The organism is Pseudoxanthomonas sp. Root630, assembly GCF_001427585.1.
Taxonomy (GTDB): domain Bacteria; phylum Pseudomonadota; class Gammaproteobacteria; order Xanthomonadales; family Xanthomonadaceae; genus Pseudoxanthomonas_A.
This window is the reverse complement of record NZ_LMGY01000001.1, coordinates 546,100-564,525: the sequence shown is the minus strand read 5'-3', so window position 1 is coordinate 564,525 and position 18,426 is coordinate 546,100. Positions and strand designations below refer to the sequence as shown.

Sequence of the window (18,426 nt, the reverse complement as noted above, 5' to 3'; positions counted from 1 at the left end):
TACGCGGCCGCAAGCACCGGATGGTCCAATAGGTGGGCAAATCAGCCGAGTCGCTGCTGAACCCATTCAGGAATGCCGTTAAGGGCCGTGGCAAGGGCGGGCCCGTCGTCGCCACCACCCTGGGCGAGGTCCGGGCGGCCACCGCCCTTGCCCCCGATCTGACTGGCGACGTGGGATAGGAGTTCCCCCGCCTTGACCCGTCCGGTTGCGGCGCCGTTCACTCCCGCGACCAGGGCCGCCTTGCCGTCCGCGGTACCGGCCAGCACGATGACCGCGTCGCCGAGCTGCTGCTTCAGACGATCCACCGCATCGCGGAGCGCCTTGGCGTCGAACCCTTCCAGGCGCGACGCCAGAACGCGGATGCCAGCCACGTCCACAGCCGCACCGGCCAGGTCGGACGTAGCGCTGGAAGCAGCTTTGGCTTTCAGGGACTCCAGTTCACGCTCGAGCTTCTTCTGCCGGTCGGCCAGCGCACGGACCTTCTCGACCAGCTCGGTCGCGTTGCCGCCCAGCAAGGTGGCAGCCTCGGCCAACCGATGCTCCTCGTCGGCCACGTAATCCAGCGCACCCTGCCCCGTGACGGCTTCGATGCGGCGGACACCCGCCGACACGCCACCTTCGCTGACCAGCTTGAACAGGCCGATGTCGCCCGTGCGGCCGACATGCGTGCCGCCGCAGAGTTCAGTGGAGTACCCGCCCATCTTCAGCACACGGACGTGCTCGCCGTACTTCTCGCCGAAGAGCGCCATGGCACCGAAATCCAGCGCCTCCTGCATGCCCATGTGATGGACCTCGGCCTGATGGTTGGCCCGGATCTGCGCATTGACCCGTCGCTCGATCTCGGCCAATTCGCCGGCCGTCATGGGTTGGAAATGCGAAAAATCGAAGCGAAGCCGGTCCGGCGCCACCAGTGAGCCCTTCTGCTGGACATGCGTGCCCAGCACTTCGCGCAGGGCCGCATGGAGCAGGTGGGTCGCCGAATGGTTGAGGATGGTGCTGGCACGGCGAGTGGCGTCGACCGAGGCAACCACATGGTCGCCGACCTTCAGCCCGCCCTTGGCGACACGACCGACGTGACCATGGAACTGGCCCGCGAACTTGAGCGTGTCGGCGACATCGAATTCGACGCCCTGCTCGGCCAGCACGCCGGTGTCACCGACCTGGCCGCCGGCTTCGGCGTAGAACGGCGTGCGATCGAGGATCACTACCGCATCGTCACCCGCCCCGACGGATGCCACCGGACGACCGTCCTTCAGCAGCGCGACAATCTGCAGGCCACCGGCATCCAGTTGGTCGTAGCCAAGGAACACCGTCGGCGAGATCTGCGCAACCAGTTCGGCGGGCAAGCCGGTAATGGAGGCGAACTTGCCGGCCGCGCGCGCGGTCTCCCGTTGCTGCTCCATGGACGCGTCGAAGCCGACCATGTCCACCGTCAGCCCACGCTCGCGCGCGATATCGGCGGTCAGGTCGACCGGGAAGCCGTAGGTGTCGTACAAGCGGAAGGCATCCGCGCCCGGAATCACCCCATCGGTCACGCGCGATGCGACGTCGTCGAAGATGCGCATGCCCGCGTCCAGCGTCTCGGCGAAGCGCTCTTCCTCGGCCTTCAGCGCCCTCTCGACCAAATCGCGCGCAGCCGGCAATTCCGGATAGGCATCGCCCATCAACTCGGACAACGTGCCGACCATCCTGTGGAAGAACGGCTGGCGCACGCCCAGCATCCAGCCATGACGCAGCGCTCGACGGATGATCCGGCGCAGCACGTAGCCACGACCTTCGTTGGAAGGCAGCACACCGTCGACGATCAGGAAGCTGCACGCGCGGATGTGGTCGGCAATGACGCGGAGCGACTTGTTCTCGAGGTCGTTCGTGCCCGTCAGCTCGGACGCCTTTCGGATCAGCGTCTGGAACAGGTCGATCTCGTAGTTCGTATGGACGTGCTGGAGCACTGCGGCAAGGCGCTCCAGGCCCATGCCGGTATCGACGCACGGCGCGGGCAACGGCACCAGCGTACCGTCGGGCTGACGGTCGAACTGCATGAAGACGTTGTTCCAGATCTCGATGTACCGATCACCGTCTTCGTCCGGAGAGCCCGGCGGACCACCGGCGATGTGATCGCCATGGTCGTAGAAAATCTCGGTGCACGGGCCACAAGGGCCGGTGTCGGCCATCTGCCAGAAGTTGTCCGACGCGTAGGGGGCACCCTTGTTGTCGCCGATGCGGACGATGCGCTCAGGCGGGAGGCCGATCATGTTGTGCCAGAGGTCGTAGGCTTCGTCGTCGGTCTGGTAGACCGTGACCAGCAGGCGTTCCTTCGGCAGCTTCCAGACCTCGGTCAGCAGTTCCCACGCCCAGGCGATGGCTTCCTTCTTGAAATAGTCGCCGAAGGACCAGTTGCCCAGCATTTCGAAGAAGGTGTGATGGCGGGCCGTGTAGCCCACGGAATCCAGGTCGTTGTGCTTGCCACCCGCGCGCAGGCAGCGCTGTACGTCGGCCGCGCGCACATAGCTGCGCTTCTCGGCGCCCAGGAACACATCCTTGAACTGCACCATGCCGGAATTGGTGAACAGCAAGGTGGGGTCGTTGCCGGGCACCAGCGAGGCGGAAGGCACGATGGTGTGCCCCTTGCCAGCAAAGAAATCGAGAAAATCCTGGCGGATCTGGCGGGTACTGAAGGTCTTGGGCGTGGTCATCTGGCAGGCATTGGCTGGAAGGCGCATCCTGGCGCCGCGATACCCGCTACATGCGGATGCGGCCGGGCGGAAGCAACCCAATGCACTAGATTATCAGGCTGCTCCGTCCCAGTCCTCCGCCCCCGCCCAACTGGCAGCCCTGACGCTTGCGCCGTCGAAGCCCCGGCGGATCAGGAAATCGGCGATCTTGCGCCGTTGTGCGAGATCGGCCGGATCGACCGGACCGAAACGCCGGCGGACGAGGTCGCACGCCGTTTCGGTCCAGTCGCCGTCGAAGGTGGCCATGGCGGCTTCCACCGCCTCACGATCCAGCCCATGGGTGGATAGTTCGGCCCGGATCCGCAGCGGGCCATAGCCACCGGCGGCCCGGCTGCGGACCAGGGTTGCGGCAAAGCGCGTGTCGCTCTGCCAACCCTCGTCCTCCAACCGATCCACGGCCGATCGCACTTCGGCCGCGTCCAGGCCGCGGGCGGTCAACTTACGGGATAGTTCGCGCCGGGAGTGTTCCCGGCGCACCAGCAGGCCCAAGGCTCGCTGCACGGGTGTCTGCTCAGCAGCCCGGCGACGCGATCTGCGACCGCCCGCGTTCTCATCTGCCACGCTGAACACCTCTTTGCGCCATCAGCACTCAATCGTCGCTGTCGTCGTCGGCATCCTGATCGCGCTTGGCTTCTTCCGGCTGGAACTTCTCGCGAAGCTCAGCCTCCAGCTTGGCTGCTACGGCGGGATTCTCGCGCAGGAACGTCCGCGCATTGTCCTTGCCCTGCCCGATGCGTTCACCGCCATAGCCGTACCAGGCGCCCGCCTTGTCGACCAGCTTGGCCTCCACGCCCATGTCGATGAGCTCGCCCTCTCGGCTGATGCCTTCGCCATACAGGATCTCGGTGACCACCTGCTTGAAGGGGGGAGCCAGCTTGTTCTTGACCACCTTGATCTTGGTCTGGTTACCGATGATCTCGTCGCCCTTCTTGATGGCACCGATGCGGCGGATGTCCAGGCGAACAGAGGCATAGAACTTCAGCGCGTTGCCGCCGGTCGTGGTTTCCGGGCTCTGGCCCGGCATCATCACGCCGATCTTCATGCGCAGCTGATTGATGAAGACAACCAGCGTGTTGGAGCGCTTGATATTACCGGTCAACTTGCGCAAGGCCTGGCTCATCAGGCGCGCCTGCAAGCCGGGCAACTGGTCGCCCATCTCGCCCTCGATTTCAGCTCTGGGGGTCAGCGCGGCGACGGAGTCGATGACCACGATGTCGATGGAACCCGAACGGACCAGCATGTCCGCGATTTCGAGCGCCTGCTCACCCGTATCGGGCTGCGACAACAGCAGGTCATCCACGTTGACGCCCAGCTTGGCGGCATAGACCGGGTCCAGCGCGTGCTCGGCATCGATGAAGGCCGCCGTGCCGCCCTGCTTCTGGCATTCGGCGATGGCCTGCAGGGTCAGCGTGGTCTTGCCGGAGGACTCAGGGCCGTAGATTTCGACGACACGACCCTTGGGCAGGCCCCCGATACCCAGCGCCAGGTCCAGCATCAGGGAGCCCGTGGGGATGACCTCGACGGGCTCGATCACCTTATCGCCCATGCGCATGACCGAGCCCTTGCCGAACTGGCGCTCGATCTGGGTCAGTGCGGCGGAAAGGGCACGCTTCTTGTTCTCGTCCATCGTCGGGGTCCTCGTCAAAGTGGTCAGGTGCGATCAGTGTGGGGGGCTTCCATCGCACAGGCTGCGACGGGGCGGGCATGGAAGACGGTAACGGCCTGCTTCGCCGCAGTGGATCGGCGACAGCCGCATGGAATGGTCGGGAATTGCCGCACGGCGATGCCGGTCGAATACGACGGCCGAGGTTCGCCCCGGCTCACCGGTTCGGCCTCACCAGGCCGCAGTACAGGCCTTCGATGGCGAAATCCTGGTCGGGCAAGACCTCGATCGGCGCATAGTCGGGATTGCGGGGAAGCAGGCGGATGCGGTCCTTCCCCACTTTCAGCAGCTTGACGGTGATCGCATCATCGATGCGCGCCACCACGATCTGACCCGAACGCGCATCGCGGGTACGGTGCACCCCGATCAGGTCGCCGTCGAAGATGCCCTCGTCGCGCATCGAATCGCCTTTGACCTTCAGCAGGTAATCCGGCGCGGGGGCGAAGAAGGCACGGTCGAGCAGCACATAGTCGTGGTGGTCGGCGTCGGCCCCGATCGGCGCGCCCGCGGCCACCTGGCCGAGCACGGGGATGCGCAGCGCGTCTTCGTTGGCGGCTGGGAAAGCGAGGTCCGGCTGAGGCGACGGCAGTGCTTTCAGCACCCGGATACCGCGGGCCCGTCCCGGCACACGTTCAATGGCGCCCGCCAGTTCGAGTGCTTCCAGGTGGTATTGCGCCGCCCGGACTCCCTTGAAGCCGAAAGCCTTGGCGATCTCGGCCTGCGACGGGGGCATGCCTTCGGCCTCGAGCCGCTCCGTTATCAGGGCAAGGATGGCGGTCTGGGTATCGGTCAGGTCCATGGTTAGTAGTATTACTACTAACTGGCCGGGCTGGCAATAGCCTTGAGCGGACCCCTGTACGCAAGCGCCCGCCGGAGGATCGACCGCTACAGCAACTCCAAGCCCTGGAGCGCCTTGGCGACCGTCTGTCTCCGCACCGCGTCGCGATCGCCATCGAAGTGGAAGACCTCTGCGCGGGCGTAACCGCCGCGCCGCTTCCAACCGATCCACACCGTGCCAACGGGTTTGTCCGCGCTCCCGCCGCCGGGGCCGGCGATGCCGGTCACCGCCACCGCGATGCTCGCCCCCGAGTTGACCAGCGCACCCGATACCATCTCGATGACGGTCTCCCGGCTGACCGCGCCGTGCGTCTCGAGCGTTTGCGGACGTACGCCCAGCAGCGCCTGCTTGGCCTCGTAGCTGTACGCCGCCAGGCCGCAGTCGAACCAGTCCGAAGAACCCGCGATGTCGGTGACGCACTTGGCGATCCACCCGCCCGTACAGCTTTCTGCGGTGACCAGGTGGTCGCGCGCGAGCCGGAGCCGTTCGCCCAGCGCCTGGGCGAGGACGCGCAGCACTTCATCCGAGGGAGCGGACATCGGGGTTCCTGCAGGTGGGGTATGCGTGTTGTAGCCGATTTGACCGTCGCCTGTCGCGTCGCAGCAAGCGCCGGAAAGAAAACGGCCCGCCAGGGGGCGGGCCGCTCGCCACGATCAGCGAAGGGGGATCAGTAGCGGACGCGCAGGGTCACGCCGTACATGCGGGGCGCGCCCAGGAAGGCGTTGAAGGTGTTGAAGGGATTGTTCGGTGCCGGCGACACGTTCTGCAGCGGGCCATCGAAACCGACCTGCACATAATCCTCGTCGGTGATGTTGGTGCCCCAGAACTCCAGCATCCAGCGCTGGTCCTGTGCGCCGATGCCGAAACGCGCATTGGCCACGGTGTAGGCGTCCTGCATCTTCTCCGGATCCAGGTCGGAACCGGTGTTGTACTTGGACACGTACTTGGCGCCGATGTTGAAGCGCGCCGTCAGATTGCCCACGTCCCATTCGTACGTCACGGACGCAGAGCCGGACCACTTCGGCGCGAAGCTCATCTGCGCGCCGGGCAACTTGTACAGCGCACCGGTCGGGGCGACGAAATCGCCGCCGGGGATGTCGTCGCCGTACTTGGTGTCGGCGTACATCAGGCCGCTCTGGAACATCAGGCCCTTGATCGAGCGCGGCTGCCACAGCAGTTCCGCATCCAGGCCCTGCGAGGTGACTTCCGGAATCGACCGCACCACGAAGCTGGTGCCCAGGAAGCTGTTGAGCTGGAAGTCCTCGTACTTCTGGTGGAACAGCGTGGCGTTCAGCAGCAGGTTGCCGTCCAGCCAGGTGGTCTTGGTGCCCAGCTCATAACTGTCGACGAACTCGCCCGGGAACGAGGTGTCCAGCACGGGCAGGATGCCGGTACCGCCGCTGGACAGGCCGTTGGAGGACTGCACGCGGTCCAGGTTGAAGCCACCGCCCTTGTAGCCGCGCGCGAACGAGGCGTAGGTCATGATGTTTTCGTTCCAGCGGTAGGCCGCCTTCACCGTGCCCGACCATTCCTTCTCTTCACGCTCCTGCACGGTGTCGCGCGTTGCCGCGTTGTGCAGCGGGTTCGCCCACGGCAGGCAGCCGTAGCCCACCACCGTGGGAGCCGCGGCGGACGCTTGCGCCACCGTGAGACCGCGTGCGACCAGCGCCGCCACGACCTGTGCGGGGTTGGCCAGCATCGCGGCGCAGCCCGCGCCACCGTTCGGGTTGCTGTAGTTGGAGATGAGCTGCTTCTTTTCCCGCGTGTAGCGCAGGCCCAGGGTGATGTCGAGGGCGTCGGTGGCGTGCCAGGTGTTGTTGGTGAACAGCGCCGTGCTCTTGGCATTCTGCTTGTAGGTGTCGAGTGCCCCCAACCCAGCGAACACCGTGCCGTACGGACGGCCGGTGGCCTGCGACAGGAACAGCGGCGCGGTCGGCGATGTACCCAGCGCGGGGTTGATGATCGACAGCAGCGCGACCGACAGATAAGGCTCGTAATGCGGGCCGATGCGATAGGTTTCGGTGCGATCGAGGTCCTCGTCGGAATAGAACGCACCCACCATCCAGTCGACCCGGTCCGTCGACCCGGTCAGGCGGAACTCCTGGCTGAAGGTATCGAAGCCCGTGAAGGACTCATCCTCGTCCGCATTGCGGTACAGGATGTCGGCGGTACTGAAGTCGTAATCCAGGCCGTTGATGGCTTCCCATTTGCGCTGCGCAGTGATCGAGGTCAGCGTCGCGTCGCCGAACCACGGCGAGTCCCAGTTGACCTCCACCGAGACACCGCTGTCCTTGATGTCCTGCGTGGTCGGGCGATTGCTGTAGGCCACGCGATCGGACGGATCGTCGCCAGGCGCCGCGACCGCCTGGCCGCCGACCAGGCGGTTGAGGATGGCAGCGGTGGCGCCGACCGTGGTCTGCACGGCGGTGCAGCAGTTCTCTTCGCGGCTGGTGTAGTCGCCGGCCACCAGGATGTCGAGGCTCTCGCTCGGCTCCAACAGCAGCTTGCCGCGCACCGTGTGGAAGTCCTGGTCGTAGTCGTCGGTTTCCTGGCGCGGACCGCTGCCGGTGCGCACGTCCATCCAGCCATCGCGCTTGCGCTTGGCCGCGTAGATGTTGAACGCACCGGCTTCACCCAGCGCGTCGTTGTAGCTGCCGGACACACCCATGGCGCCGTAGTTGCCCACGGTCACTTCGCCTTCGGCGCTCTGCGTGTAGCTGGGGCGGCGGGTCACGACGTTGATGACGCCGGCCGACGTGTTCTTGCCGAACACGGTGCCCTGCGGGCCTTTCAGTACTTCGATGCGTTCGAGCTGGCCGAGGTCGCCGAAGCCCACGCTGTTGCGCGGGCGGTAGACGCCATCGATCACGACGCCTACGGAGGACTCCAGGCCCACGTTGTCGCCGACCGTGCCGATGCCGCGGATGCGCGCGGTGGTGATGGCCTCGCTCTGCGTGCTGGTCACCGTCATGCCGGGCACCAGGACCTGCAGGTCCTTGATGTCGCGGACACCGGTGTCCTGCAGCAACTGCTCGGATATCGCGGTGACCGCGATCGGCACGTCCTGCATGGCCTCCTCGCGCTTCTGCGCGGTGACCGTCATGGTCGCGAGCGTGGTGGGTTCTTCCTCACCCGCCGGTGCGGCGGCCTGTTGCGCGTAGGCATGCGAGCTGGCGCAGAGCGCAGCGAAGACGGCGAGCGAAAGCGCTTTGTGCCTGGGCGATGCAGTGACCATGTTCTCCCCTCCCAAGGGTCATGTTCTGAGCGACGGGTGCTTGCAGTTATCCCGATGTTGACGAGCGGCGGTGCCGCCGATGACGAACGCAACTCCCCTTGCGTCAACGCGAAATTAACACCCGCTTCACAGCGCGGCATTCTGCACTGCGTCGATACGCAGGCCATCACTTTGGCACGGATAACCCACTGATTTTTCGAACGATCGTGCGGAACCAGCATTACGCCGCGGTCCGTTACGCACCCGCTGCACGTTGGCGTCCCCGTCGGCGCACATGCTCGCGTACCCGGCGCAAGCGCGGCCAGCGGCTACAATCAGCGTCCTTTTTTACTCCCCTTCCCCGCAGGCCTTGTGAGCAAAGACAAGTCGGAACACACGCCCCTGATGAAGCACAATCGGACGTGCAAGTCAGAACTGCCGGAATATGCAGTTAGATCAATCGGTTAGACGGGTTGCGAGAAGAATCTAACAGCATTTGGCTAGATCGTGGCTATTTTTCTTCCAGCCACTCCGGCTCACTCTGGTTGGACCTAAAAACACACCCCGCTAACCAGTCAGTTCCCATCCGGAAGACCCACGGATGATTGAAAGTGGGCAGTTATCTAGCCACGCGCTTCTTCTCGTGGCCGTGGCTAGATAGACGGGGCTAGATGACATTGGGCAGCAGCAGACCAAGCCCTGTCTCAAGGCATGAGAGGTCAAGCCGTAGCATTGCAGCTCCTGATTACCGAAGAGACAGTGAAGTTATCGCAACGGCTCCATCTTGTTCCACTTCCATCCCTCGGTGATGTCCACGCCTAGGTACTTCTTAAACAGCGGCCGTACCCGATCGGCACTTGGCGTATGGAAGTACTTGAGGTCGTTCGCCAAGCTGTCTCGCATGAACACGGACAGATGGGACTCCCATGACCCGGCCACGGCCTCGACGGCCTCGACGAGCCGGTCTTCGAAATAGGTCTCCAACGCGGCCAGAGCCATCGCCAGACTTCATTCTCCGGCGGTGGTGACTGGGTATTGAGTCGGTCGAAATGGTTGACCAGATCAACGGCGTCCTGGATGCCGTGGTCAAACGTCAAGCTGGCTCTGGATGGCATAGGTTGTTGGCGCGCATCCAGAACTGACCCACTTGCGGCGGCGGGCGGTGTTCCTGGACTGGTTCGAGGAACTGATGCGCGGCTACTTGGAGGCTTGGCCGGCGTCCTCAGCGCGTGGGCAGCACGGGAAGGCGGCTTCGCTCGTTGATGCGCGAAGCGCCGGAGGACGTCAGGCGCTTTCAGAGAGGCAGCGACGCTCAAAAAAAAAGAGTATGCTCATTAATGAGCGTACTCAGTTATTTTGTGGCTTTCATGAAATTGATGACATCGGCACCCCGGTCGGGGCGTCGCGACCGCAACATGTCGGACAAGCAGGCGCGCATATTCCAGGCGGCCGCCGGGCTGTTCGACGAACGCGGTTATTCCTGCGTCACCACCCAGGCGATCTCCGAGCGGGCCGACGTGGCGGCGGGCACGCTGTTCCGCTACGCCGCCTCCAAGGACGAACTGTTGCTGATGGTCCTCAACCAAGCGCTGCACGCAGGCCTGACGGAGGGGGCGAAACGGGCCCGTGCGCTGCGCGATCCGGTGGACGTAGTCGTGGAGATGGTCACGCCGATCTTGCACCTGGGCCACCGGCACGCGGAGAACCTGGCGGTCTACCAGCGCCAGCTGATGTTCGGGCCGCCGGGTGAGAAGTACCGCAGCGAAGGCCTGGCGCTGCTCGCCAGATTGGAGGCCGCCGTGGCCGCGCGCCTGCTCGAGCAGGCTGCCGCGCGCGGTTTGCCTGCACGCCCGGAGCTGGCGCGCGTGGCGAGCATTTCGGTATTCGGCGCCGCGCACCTGGCTGTCTCGCGCGCCTCCACCGGCGCCCATCCCGACCATGCCCCGATGGACGACGTGCGTGCACAGGTCCGGCAGATCGTGGATGGGTATTTTGCGGGCTTGGCAACAGACACCACGAAAGGAGCGCCTTGATGGCAAGCATTAGCAAGGTCACGGTAGTGGGCACGGGCGTGCTGGGTTCGCAGATCGCATTCCAGACCGCCTATAGTGGCTTCGAGGTGTCGGTCTACGACATCGACGCCGCAGCCATAGGCAGAGCGCGGCAGCGTCTGGACGGGCTGGCCGATACCTACGAACAGGAAGTGGCCGGCGCCGATGGCGACAAGCTGCACGCCGCGTTGGCGCGCATCGCCTTCCACACGGACCTGGGCGCGGCCGTGGCCGATGCCGACCTCGTGATCGAGGCGATTCCCGAGGTACTCGAACTCAAGCGGAAGACCTACGTCAGGCTGGGCCAGCTCGCGCCGGAGAAGACCATTTTCGCCACCAACTCCTCCACGCTGCTGCCGAGCGCGATGAAGGATGCCACCGGACGGTCCGACCGCTTCCTCGCGCTGCACTTCGCCAACGAGATCTGGAAGTACAACACCGCCGAGGTGATGGGCACCGAAGACACTGACTCGAAGGTGTTCGACGCCTTGGTCGGCTTCGCCGTCGCCATCGGCATGGTGCCGATCCCGGTGAGAAAGGAGAAGGCCGGCTACGTGCTCAACTCGCTGCTGGTGCCGCTGCTCAATGCGGCCGCCGAACTGGCAGCCGGCGGCTACGCCGACCCGCACGACGTGGACAAGGTCTGGCGCATCGCCACCGGTGCGCCAATGGGGCCGTTCCAGATCTACGACGTGATCGGCCTCAGCACACCCTACAACATCCTCGTGCAAGGCAACGAACACGCACAGAAGCTCGCCGCCTGGCTCAAGGCGAACTACCTCGACCAAGGCAAGCTCGGCGTCGCTTCCGGCGAGGGCTTCTACGTCTACCGACCAGTTGCCTGACCATTACAACCCGTAGAAGGAGCTATCGATGCACTACAGCAGCGGAAACTATGAAGCGTTCGTGCGCCCCCGCAAACCCGAGGGCGCAGACAGAAAAACGGCCTGGTTCGTCGGCTCCGGACTCGCGGGGCTCGCCGGCGCCGCCTTCCTGATCCGCGACGGCGGCGTTTCGGGCGATCGCATCACCATATTGGAAGAGCTGGAAATCCCCGGCGGTGCGCTCGATGGTCTGGATGTACCCGAAAAGGGCTTCGTCATTCGCGGTGGCCGCGAGATGGAGGAGCATTTCGAGTGCCTGTGGGACCTCTATCGCTCGATCCCATCGCTGGAGATCGAGGATGCCAGCGTGCTCGACGAGTTCTACCGGCTCAACAAGGATGACCCCAATTTTTCGCTCCAGCGCACGACACAGAAGCAGGGACAGGACGTGCCCGACAAGGCGCTGCTGAAACTGAACGACAGGGCGCAAAAGGACCTTCTCTCCGTTTTCCTGGCGACACGCGAGGAGATGGAGAACAAGCGGATCAACGAGGTCTTCGGTGAGGACTTCCTCAAGAGCAATTTCTGGCTCTATTGGCGCACCATGTTCGCCTTCGAGGAATGGCATTCGGCGCTGGAGATGAAACTCTACCTGCACCGCTTCATCCACCATATCGGCAGTCTCGCGGACTTTTCCTCTCTCAAGTTCAACCGCTACAACCAGTATGAATCGATGGTCCTGCCGCTGGTGAAATGGCTGACCGATCATGGCGTCACGTTCCGCTACGGGGTCGAGGTGACGGATGTCGATTTCGACATCCAGACGGACTGCAAACAGGCGACCCGCATTCACTGGAAAGAGAGAGGCGTCGAAGGCGGCGTCGATCTCGGACCTGACGATCTCGTCTTCATCACCATTGGCTCGCTGACCGAGAATTCCGACAATGGCGATCACAAGACGCCAGCGAAGCTGAACGAAGGACCGGCGCCGGCCTGGGACCTGTGGCGCCGCATCGCGGCAAAGGATCCGGCCTTCGGCCGCCCCGATGTGTTCGGCTCCCATATCCCGGAAACGAAATGGGCCTCTGCCTCTATTACTGCGCTCGACGCCCGAATTCCGGCCTATATCGAGAAGATCACCAAGCGGAACCCGTTCACCGGCAAGATCGTCTCGGCGGGCATTGTCACCGTAAAGGACTCGGCTTGGCTTCTGAGCTGGACCGTCCATCGCCAGCCGCATTTCAAGAAGCAGCCCAAGGACCAGATGATCGCGTGGTTCTATGCTCTCTTCGTCGACAAGCCCGGCGACTTCGTGAAGAAGCCGATGCAGGAATGCACCGGCGAGGAGATCACCCAGGAGTGGCTCTACCATCTCGGTGTGCCGGTCGAGGACATTCCGGAACTCGCGGCATCCGGCGCCAGCACTGTACCCACCATGATGCCCTATATCACCGCCTTCTTCATGCCGCGCCAGGCGGGCGACAGGCCGGACGTGGTGCCTGAAGGCGCGGTCAACTTCGCCTTTATAGGCCAGTTCGCGGAATCGAAGCAGCGCGATTGCATCTTCACGACGGAATATTCGGTCCGCACCCCGATGGAGGCGGTATACACGCTGATGAATGTCGAGCGCGGTGTGCCGGAGGTCTTCAACTCGACCTATGACATCCGCACGCTGTTGGCGGCGATCGGACCGTTGCGGGATGGCAAGGGGCTAGATGTTCCCGGACCGGCCTTCATTCGTGACCTGCTGATGCGCAAGCTTGACAAGACCGAGATCGGTGCGTTGCTGCACGAGTTCAAGCTGGTCAAGGAAGACTGATATGCCGGACCACTGCTGCAGTGGGCTAGCAAGGGAGAATCGATAATCCCCCACTCTTAGCGGTGGCCAGAAGTGGAACTAAGCGGCCATCCCAACTGACCGGACATTCGTCTGTTCAGAGCCATGGCCGGCGTGATGCCGTCGAGTGCTATGTTCGGGCGCTCGTTGTTGTACGCCCATGGTCAGCGGGTGGCTCTGTCCTGCACCTGGTCGATGGTGTCGTAAAGGGTTCGGGCCAGGCAGGCGTAGCGGATGGTGCGACTGTAGCGTTACTTGGGTGCCATGCCGCTGCACCTAGGACAGCAACGCGCCACTGATGTACTCAGGGTCGTTGTCGCAGCGGAAACAGGTCTCACTGACCGCTAAGGTCGGTAGGCGTGGCGGATGTTCGTACGCCCGCTTGTGACTGCTGCTTGGGCCATCTGGTGTCGCTGAGATGGCCTCACCATTTTTCGCGAGCGCCTTACTTCAGCAGGTCGGTACCGTACCGAGCTGCGCCTCGGCGTACATCTTCCTGAGCCGGCGGTTCTCCTCTTCCAACTCCTTCATGCGCACGACCATGGACATCTCCATGCCGCCGAACTTGCTGCGCCACAGGTAGTAAGACGCCGCACTGAATCCGTGACGGCGGCACAACTCGGCCTCCGCCACGCCCGCGTCGGCTTCACGCAGCAAACCGATGATCTGCTCGTCCGTAAATAGTTTCTTCACGCCCAATCTCCTTCTCATAGGGGATTGGACTCCAGATCATCGCGCTACTCAAACCTCAGGGGGGGGGGGGCGTCGCTCAAATAGAGGTTGCTCAGCCTTCATCCAACTCGATATGAGCACGCTTGTCCGGCTTCCCGAAATAGGCGAACTCGTAGATCATGTCGCCGCGCGCTCGCTTGATTTCATCATGCTCGGTGATGACGAGCTCGGCCTCAGCCACGTAGCGTATGTAGGAAGGATCCAGATTCATCTGGTCAAACCGCTTCTTCGTCTCTTCGTCGACGACGTCGAAAATATTCTTCGAGGATCGGACCTCGATCTCCTGCTTCCACCGAATCGTATAGTCGATTTTCTTGCCGCTGTGCTCATAGGTGTAGGTTAGAAGCTTGGGATGCGGCTTTTGGGTCTCAGGCTCCAGATACATCTCTTTGATACTGCACACAGCATGATCGGTGTTTTGAAAAACTGCCTCCCCGCTGGTGTTGTCGATGAGGCCGAAAATTGGAACTCTCTTGAAGCCGTATTTTTCATTAGCGACGATGTCAAAGATAACGACCGTATAATCGTCCAGAGACTGGCGCCCCCAGAGCCAGTGATGGATCGTCGTCATGGAATCGACGTTGTGAAACTGATGATCGTGATAGCCCATGCCCGTCACGTCATGGGTTTTGCCGGCATAGGTTAGAGAACCTGTGACCCTTCCCCTGGGGAAGCAGATCCAGGTATATTCCTTGGCCTCATCGTCTCCGAAGGCGACATAACCGGTCCCTGGCCGGAAAGGCTTCACCAGCACCTGCAGATGCAGATCGCATCCAATGCCGCTCACCGGCTCGACCTTAATGCGATAATCGACAAGATCGCCGATGAAGCTGTGCGGCCCCATCTGCACGTGACATTCGCCCTTGCGTATTTCGCAATCCGCCGCCGGCACCTCGATGAACGATTCATGGTGCTGCCCGGAAGGATCGGTGATCTGGATCCTGAGATTCGGATAGTCTTCCGCCAGATGCCGTTTTTCTGACGAACTGGTGAGGAACACAACAACTGCCTTGGTTCCATCCTCCATGATGGAATCGAAGTACCAATTTTCCATGAGACCGGGGCCTGGATCGCGGCGCCTTCCGTCTTCCCAGAGTTCCACGACATCGGGGTTCAGTCCGAGTCTTTTGAAATCCTCGGGGTGGTTCAAAACTCGTACTTTTTCCGTGCGCGCTCCTTAGACTCGTCGCTTATAGCCGATTGTCAACCATACACTACTTAAGCCCCCGTCCAACTATCATTTGGTTCGCTAGCGGGGATGGCGATCGATCACACGCCTCTGATGAAATGGGGTTTCTCTAGCGCTCGAACTCAGCGGAAAAGCCCCCTCTAGCCACAGCGCCTTCCCAAACCCAGAGCAGCGTCCTTGGCTATCCTATGGCTAGAAAAAACATCACTCTGGTTCACTCCAAGCCACTCGGCCCCGCTTCGCTTGCTTTCAGATAGACGCTTTCAAGCGTGTTTTGACGAACTTAAGCACATTTACCGCACACGCCGATAATTTTCACCATCCAAACGCGCCGGAACGTAACTCATTGAATAGAAAAGATAAAACAGGCACTCCGGAGCATTCTCCTGCGATGAAGCAGTTCTTCGCCGCCAAGGCGGAGTACCCGGACCTGCTGCTGTTCTTCCGGATGGGCGACTTCTACGAGTTGTTCTACGACGATGCCCGCAAGGCGGCCCGGCTGCTCGACATCACCCTGACCCAGCGCGGGAGTTCGGGCGGTGCGCCGATTCCGATGGCCGGCGTGCCCGTGCACGCCTACGAGGGTTACCTGGCGCGGCTGGTGGCGCTGGGCGAATCGGTCGCGATCTGCGAGCAGATCGGAGATCCCGCCCTGGCCAAGGGCCTGGTGGAACGCAAGGTCGTCCGCATCGTCACGCCGGGCACGGTGACCGACGAAGCCCTGCTCAACGAGCGCCGCGACACCCTGCTGATGGCGGTGGCGCGCGGCCGCTCGGGCTACGGCCTGGCGTGGGCGGACCTGGCCGGTGGCCGCTTCCTGGTCAACGAAGTCGACAGCGACGACGCGTTGGAGGCCGAACTGGCACGGCTGGAACCAGCCGAACTGCTGCTGCCCGACGAAGAAGGCTGGCCCGCATTCCTGCAGCAGCGCACGGGCACGCGCCGGCGCGCGCCGTGGCTGTTCGACCCGGACAGCGGTCGCCGGCAGTTGCTGCAGTTTTTCGGCCTGCACGATCTCACCGGGTTCGGCATCGAGGACAAGGCCCTGGCCACCGCGGCCGCCGCCGCACTGCTGGGCTATGTGGAAGAAACCCAGAAGCAGCGGCTGCCGCACCTCACCGCGATCGCGGTGGAATCGGCCGGCGATGCCATCGCCATGAACGCCGCCACCCGCCGACACCTGGAACTCGACACGCGTGTCGATGGCGATACCCGGCACACCCTGCTGGGTGTGCTGGATACCACGGTCACGCCGATGGGTGGCCGCCTGCTGCGCCGCTGGCTGCACCGTCCGCTGCGCGACCGCCGTGTACTCGGCGAACGCCACCATGCCGTCGCCACGCTGACCGGCGGGGCCGAACGCGATCTGCGCATGGGCTTCCGCGCGCTGGGCGACCTCGAACGCATCCTCACCCGCGTCGCGCTGCGCTCGGCGCGGCCGCGTGATCTGTCCACGCTTCGCGACGGTCTGGCACTGCTGCCCGACGTGCAGGCGAACCTCGCGCCCCTGGATTCGCCCCGTCTGCGCGCACTGTCGGCGGAACTGGGCGAGCATGCCGATACCGCCGCGCTGCTCGTTGCCGCGGTGGCGCCACAGCCGCCGCTGAAGCTCAGCGACGGCGGCGTGCTGGCCAACGGCTACGACGCCGAACTCGACGAACTGCGCCAGCTCAGCACGAACGCGGACCAGTTCCTGGTCGACCTGGAGGCGCGCGAACGCGAAAGCAGTGGCATCGCGACGCTCAAGGTCGGCTACAACCGCGTGCATGGCTACTACATCGAGATCAGCAAGGGCCAGGCGGAGCGTGCGCCCGTCCACTACACGCGGCGGCAGACGCTGACCGGCGCGGAGCGCTACATCACCGAAGAGCTTAAGCAGTTCGAGGACAAGGTACTGTCCGCGCGCGAACGCTCGCTGTCGCGCGAGAAGCTGCTGTACGACGCGCTGCTGGACATCCTCAACGCGCGCCTGGAGCCGCTCAAGCGCTGTGCCGCCGCGTTGAGCGAACTCGACGTGCTGGCCGCGTTCGCCGAACGCGCGCAGGAACTGGACTGGGCTCAACCCGAATTGAGCGAAGCGCCCGGCCTGCGCATCGAGCGCGGCCGCCACCCGGTGGTGGAAGCCGTACGCAAGGAGCCGTTCGAGCCCAACGACCTGCTGCTGGACGGCGACGATGGCGACGGTGGCCGCCGCATGCTGGTGATCACCGGCCCGAACATGGGCGGCAAGAGCACCTACATGCGGCAGAACGCGCTGATCGTGCTGCTCGCCCACATCGGCAGCTTCGTCCCCGCCTCGCGCGCCGTGCTCGGCCCGATCGACCGCATCCTCACCCGCATCGGCGCCGGCGACGACCTGGCGCGCGGGCAGTCCACCTTCATGGTGGAAATGGCGGAAACCAGCTACATCCTCCACCACGCCAGTGCGCAGTCGCTGGTGCTGATGGATGAGATAGGCCGCGGCACGTCCACCTACGACGGCCTGGCGCTGGCCGACGCGGTTGCGCGCCACCTGGCCATGGCGAACCGCTGCTACACCCTGTTCGCCACCCACTATTTCGAACTGACCGCACTGGCGGGCGAACCGGGCAGCGGCATCGCGAACGTCCACCTGGATGCCGTCGAGCACGGCGATGCGCTGGTCTTCATGCATGCGGTGAAGGAAGGCGCGGCCGATCGCAGCTTCGGCCTGCAGGTGGCGGCGTTGGCCGGCCTGCCACGGACCACGCTGCAGCAGGCGCGCCGGCGTCTCGCGGAACTGGAGCAGCGTGGGCGCGAGACGCATGCGTCCGAGATGGCGCCGCAGGCACTGGACGCTCCCCAGCAGTTCGGACTGTTTGCCGCCGCGCCCTCCGCGGCACAGGAAGCGCTTGCCGCGCTCGATCCGGACGACCTGACGCCCAAGCAGGCCCTGGAAGCGCTCTACCGGCTCAAGGCGCTGCTCTAGACCCGGACCCCACTGCGCACGCGCGCCATACGCCGCCCTCGTTGCGGCGTGGCAGCCCGCACGGGACTACAACACCTGCGTAACGCACGCGGAGTATCGTGCCTCCTCACCGGGGAGGCCTGCGATGGCGCATCGCACCATTGAATGCCGCTATCGGATTCTTCGTCACAAACGATTTTCATTGATCGTTCGCAGTACCTAGTCTGGTCGTCATCCGCCAACGCCCTTGAGGACGTGAGCCCATGCTTCCCACGACGGTCCGCCCCGACACCGCACCTGCGGGTCGTCCCCCACCTCCCTGACCATCACCGCGCTCGAAGACCCCCGGGTTTTCACGGGCGCGCGTGTTACGCACACATCGACTCCGTACCGTTACCCACCCACCGCCATAGGAAGGAA

At 63.8% G+C, this 18,426-nt stretch carries 12 protein-coding genes and 1 pseudogene; 4 read left to right on the top strand and 9 right to left on the bottom strand.

Going from position 1 to position 18,426, the window contains the following annotated elements; genetic code table 11:
* Positions 1-41: 41 nt before the first annotated feature.
* From alaS to ASD72_RS02635, 7 genes are all read right to left on the bottom strand, one after another.
* A complete protein-coding gene (gene alaS, locus ASD72_RS02665; RefSeq protein ID WP_056878397.1) occupies positions 42-2,693 on the bottom strand; it encodes an alanine--tRNA ligase in 2,652 nt (883 codons plus the stop codon).
* 93 nt (positions 2,694-2,786) lie between these two features.
* Positions 2,787-3,293 carry a recombination regulator RecX gene (recX, locus tag ASD72_RS02660; RefSeq protein WP_056878496.1) on the bottom strand — a complete coding sequence of 169 codons (507 nt, stop codon included), beginning with the start codon at positions 3,291-3,293 and terminating at the stop codon, positions 2,787-2,789.
* A 28-nt stretch (positions 3,294-3,321) separates the two neighbouring features.
* A complete protein-coding gene (gene recA, locus ASD72_RS02655; protein WP_056878396.1) occupies positions 3,322-4,359 on the bottom strand; it encodes a recombinase RecA in 1,038 nt (345 codons plus the stop codon).
* A gap of 193 nt (positions 4,360-4,552) precedes the next feature.
* A complete protein-coding gene (gene lexA, locus ASD72_RS02650) occupies positions 4,553-5,194 on the bottom strand; it encodes a transcriptional repressor LexA (RefSeq protein WP_056878395.1) in 642 nt (213 codons plus the stop codon).
* A gap of 86 nt (positions 5,195-5,280) precedes the next feature.
* On the bottom strand, positions 5,281-5,772 hold the full coding sequence (locus tag ASD72_RS02645) for a CinA family protein (protein ID WP_056878394.1): 492 nt from the start codon (positions 5,770-5,772) through the stop codon (positions 5,281-5,283).
* Between the two features lie 128 nt (positions 5,773-5,900).
* Positions 5,901-8,468, bottom strand: a complete 2,568-nt coding sequence (locus ASD72_RS02640; RefSeq protein ID WP_056878393.1) for a TonB-dependent receptor — start codon at positions 8,466-8,468, stop codon at positions 5,901-5,903.
* Between the two features lie 744 nt (positions 8,469-9,212).
* Positions 9,213-9,446: a hypothetical protein gene (locus tag ASD72_RS02635; RefSeq protein WP_056878392.1), complete on the bottom strand. Its 234-nt coding sequence runs from the start codon at positions 9,444-9,446 to the stop codon at positions 9,213-9,215.
* Positions 9,447-9,823: 377 nt separating this feature from the next.
* Here ASD72_RS02635 and ASD72_RS02630 point away from each other — a divergent pair, with 377 nt between their 5' ends.
* Genes ASD72_RS02630 through ASD72_RS02620 form a run of 3 tightly spaced genes read left to right on the top strand, consistent with a single transcriptional unit; the run spans position 9,824 to position 13,141 of the window.
* Positions 9,824-10,480 (top strand): TetR/AcrR family transcriptional regulator, encoded by a 657-nt coding sequence (locus ASD72_RS02630; RefSeq protein WP_200948798.1) that lies wholly within the window; start codon positions 9,824-9,826, stop codon positions 10,478-10,480.
* Positions 10,480-11,343 carry a 3-hydroxyacyl-CoA dehydrogenase gene (locus ASD72_RS02625; protein WP_056878390.1) on the top strand — a complete coding sequence of 288 codons (864 nt, stop codon included), beginning with the start codon at positions 10,480-10,482 and terminating at the stop codon, positions 11,341-11,343. Before ASD72_RS02630 ends, ASD72_RS02625 begins: the two co-directional genes overlap by 1 nt.
* A 28-nt stretch (positions 11,344-11,371) precedes the next feature.
* Complete coding sequence (locus tag ASD72_RS02620; RefSeq protein ID WP_056878389.1) at positions 11,372-13,141, top strand: oleate hydratase; 1,770 nt, start codon at positions 11,372-11,374, stop codon at positions 13,139-13,141.
* Positions 13,142-13,639: 498 nt separating this feature from the next.
* On the opposite strand, the pseudogene ASD72_RS21365 reads toward ASD72_RS02620, so the two are convergent.
* Positions 13,640-13,870: pseudogene (locus ASD72_RS21365) on the bottom strand (transposase); the annotation flags it as partial.
* Positions 13,871-13,943: 73 nt separating this feature from the next.
* Positions 13,944-15,041, bottom strand: a complete 1,098-nt coding sequence (locus ASD72_RS02610) for a lipocalin-like domain-containing protein (RefSeq protein WP_155944426.1) — start codon at positions 15,039-15,041, stop codon at positions 13,944-13,946.
* A gap of 430 nt (positions 15,042-15,471) precedes the next feature.
* On the opposite strand from ASD72_RS02610, the gene mutS reads away from it, so the two are divergent.
* Positions 15,472-18,027 carry a DNA mismatch repair protein MutS gene (gene mutS / locus ASD72_RS02605; RefSeq protein ID WP_056878387.1) on the top strand — a complete coding sequence of 852 codons (2,556 nt, stop codon included), beginning with the start codon at positions 15,472-15,474 and terminating at the stop codon, positions 18,025-18,027.
* The last annotated feature ends 399 nt before the right edge of the window (positions 18,028-18,426 follow it).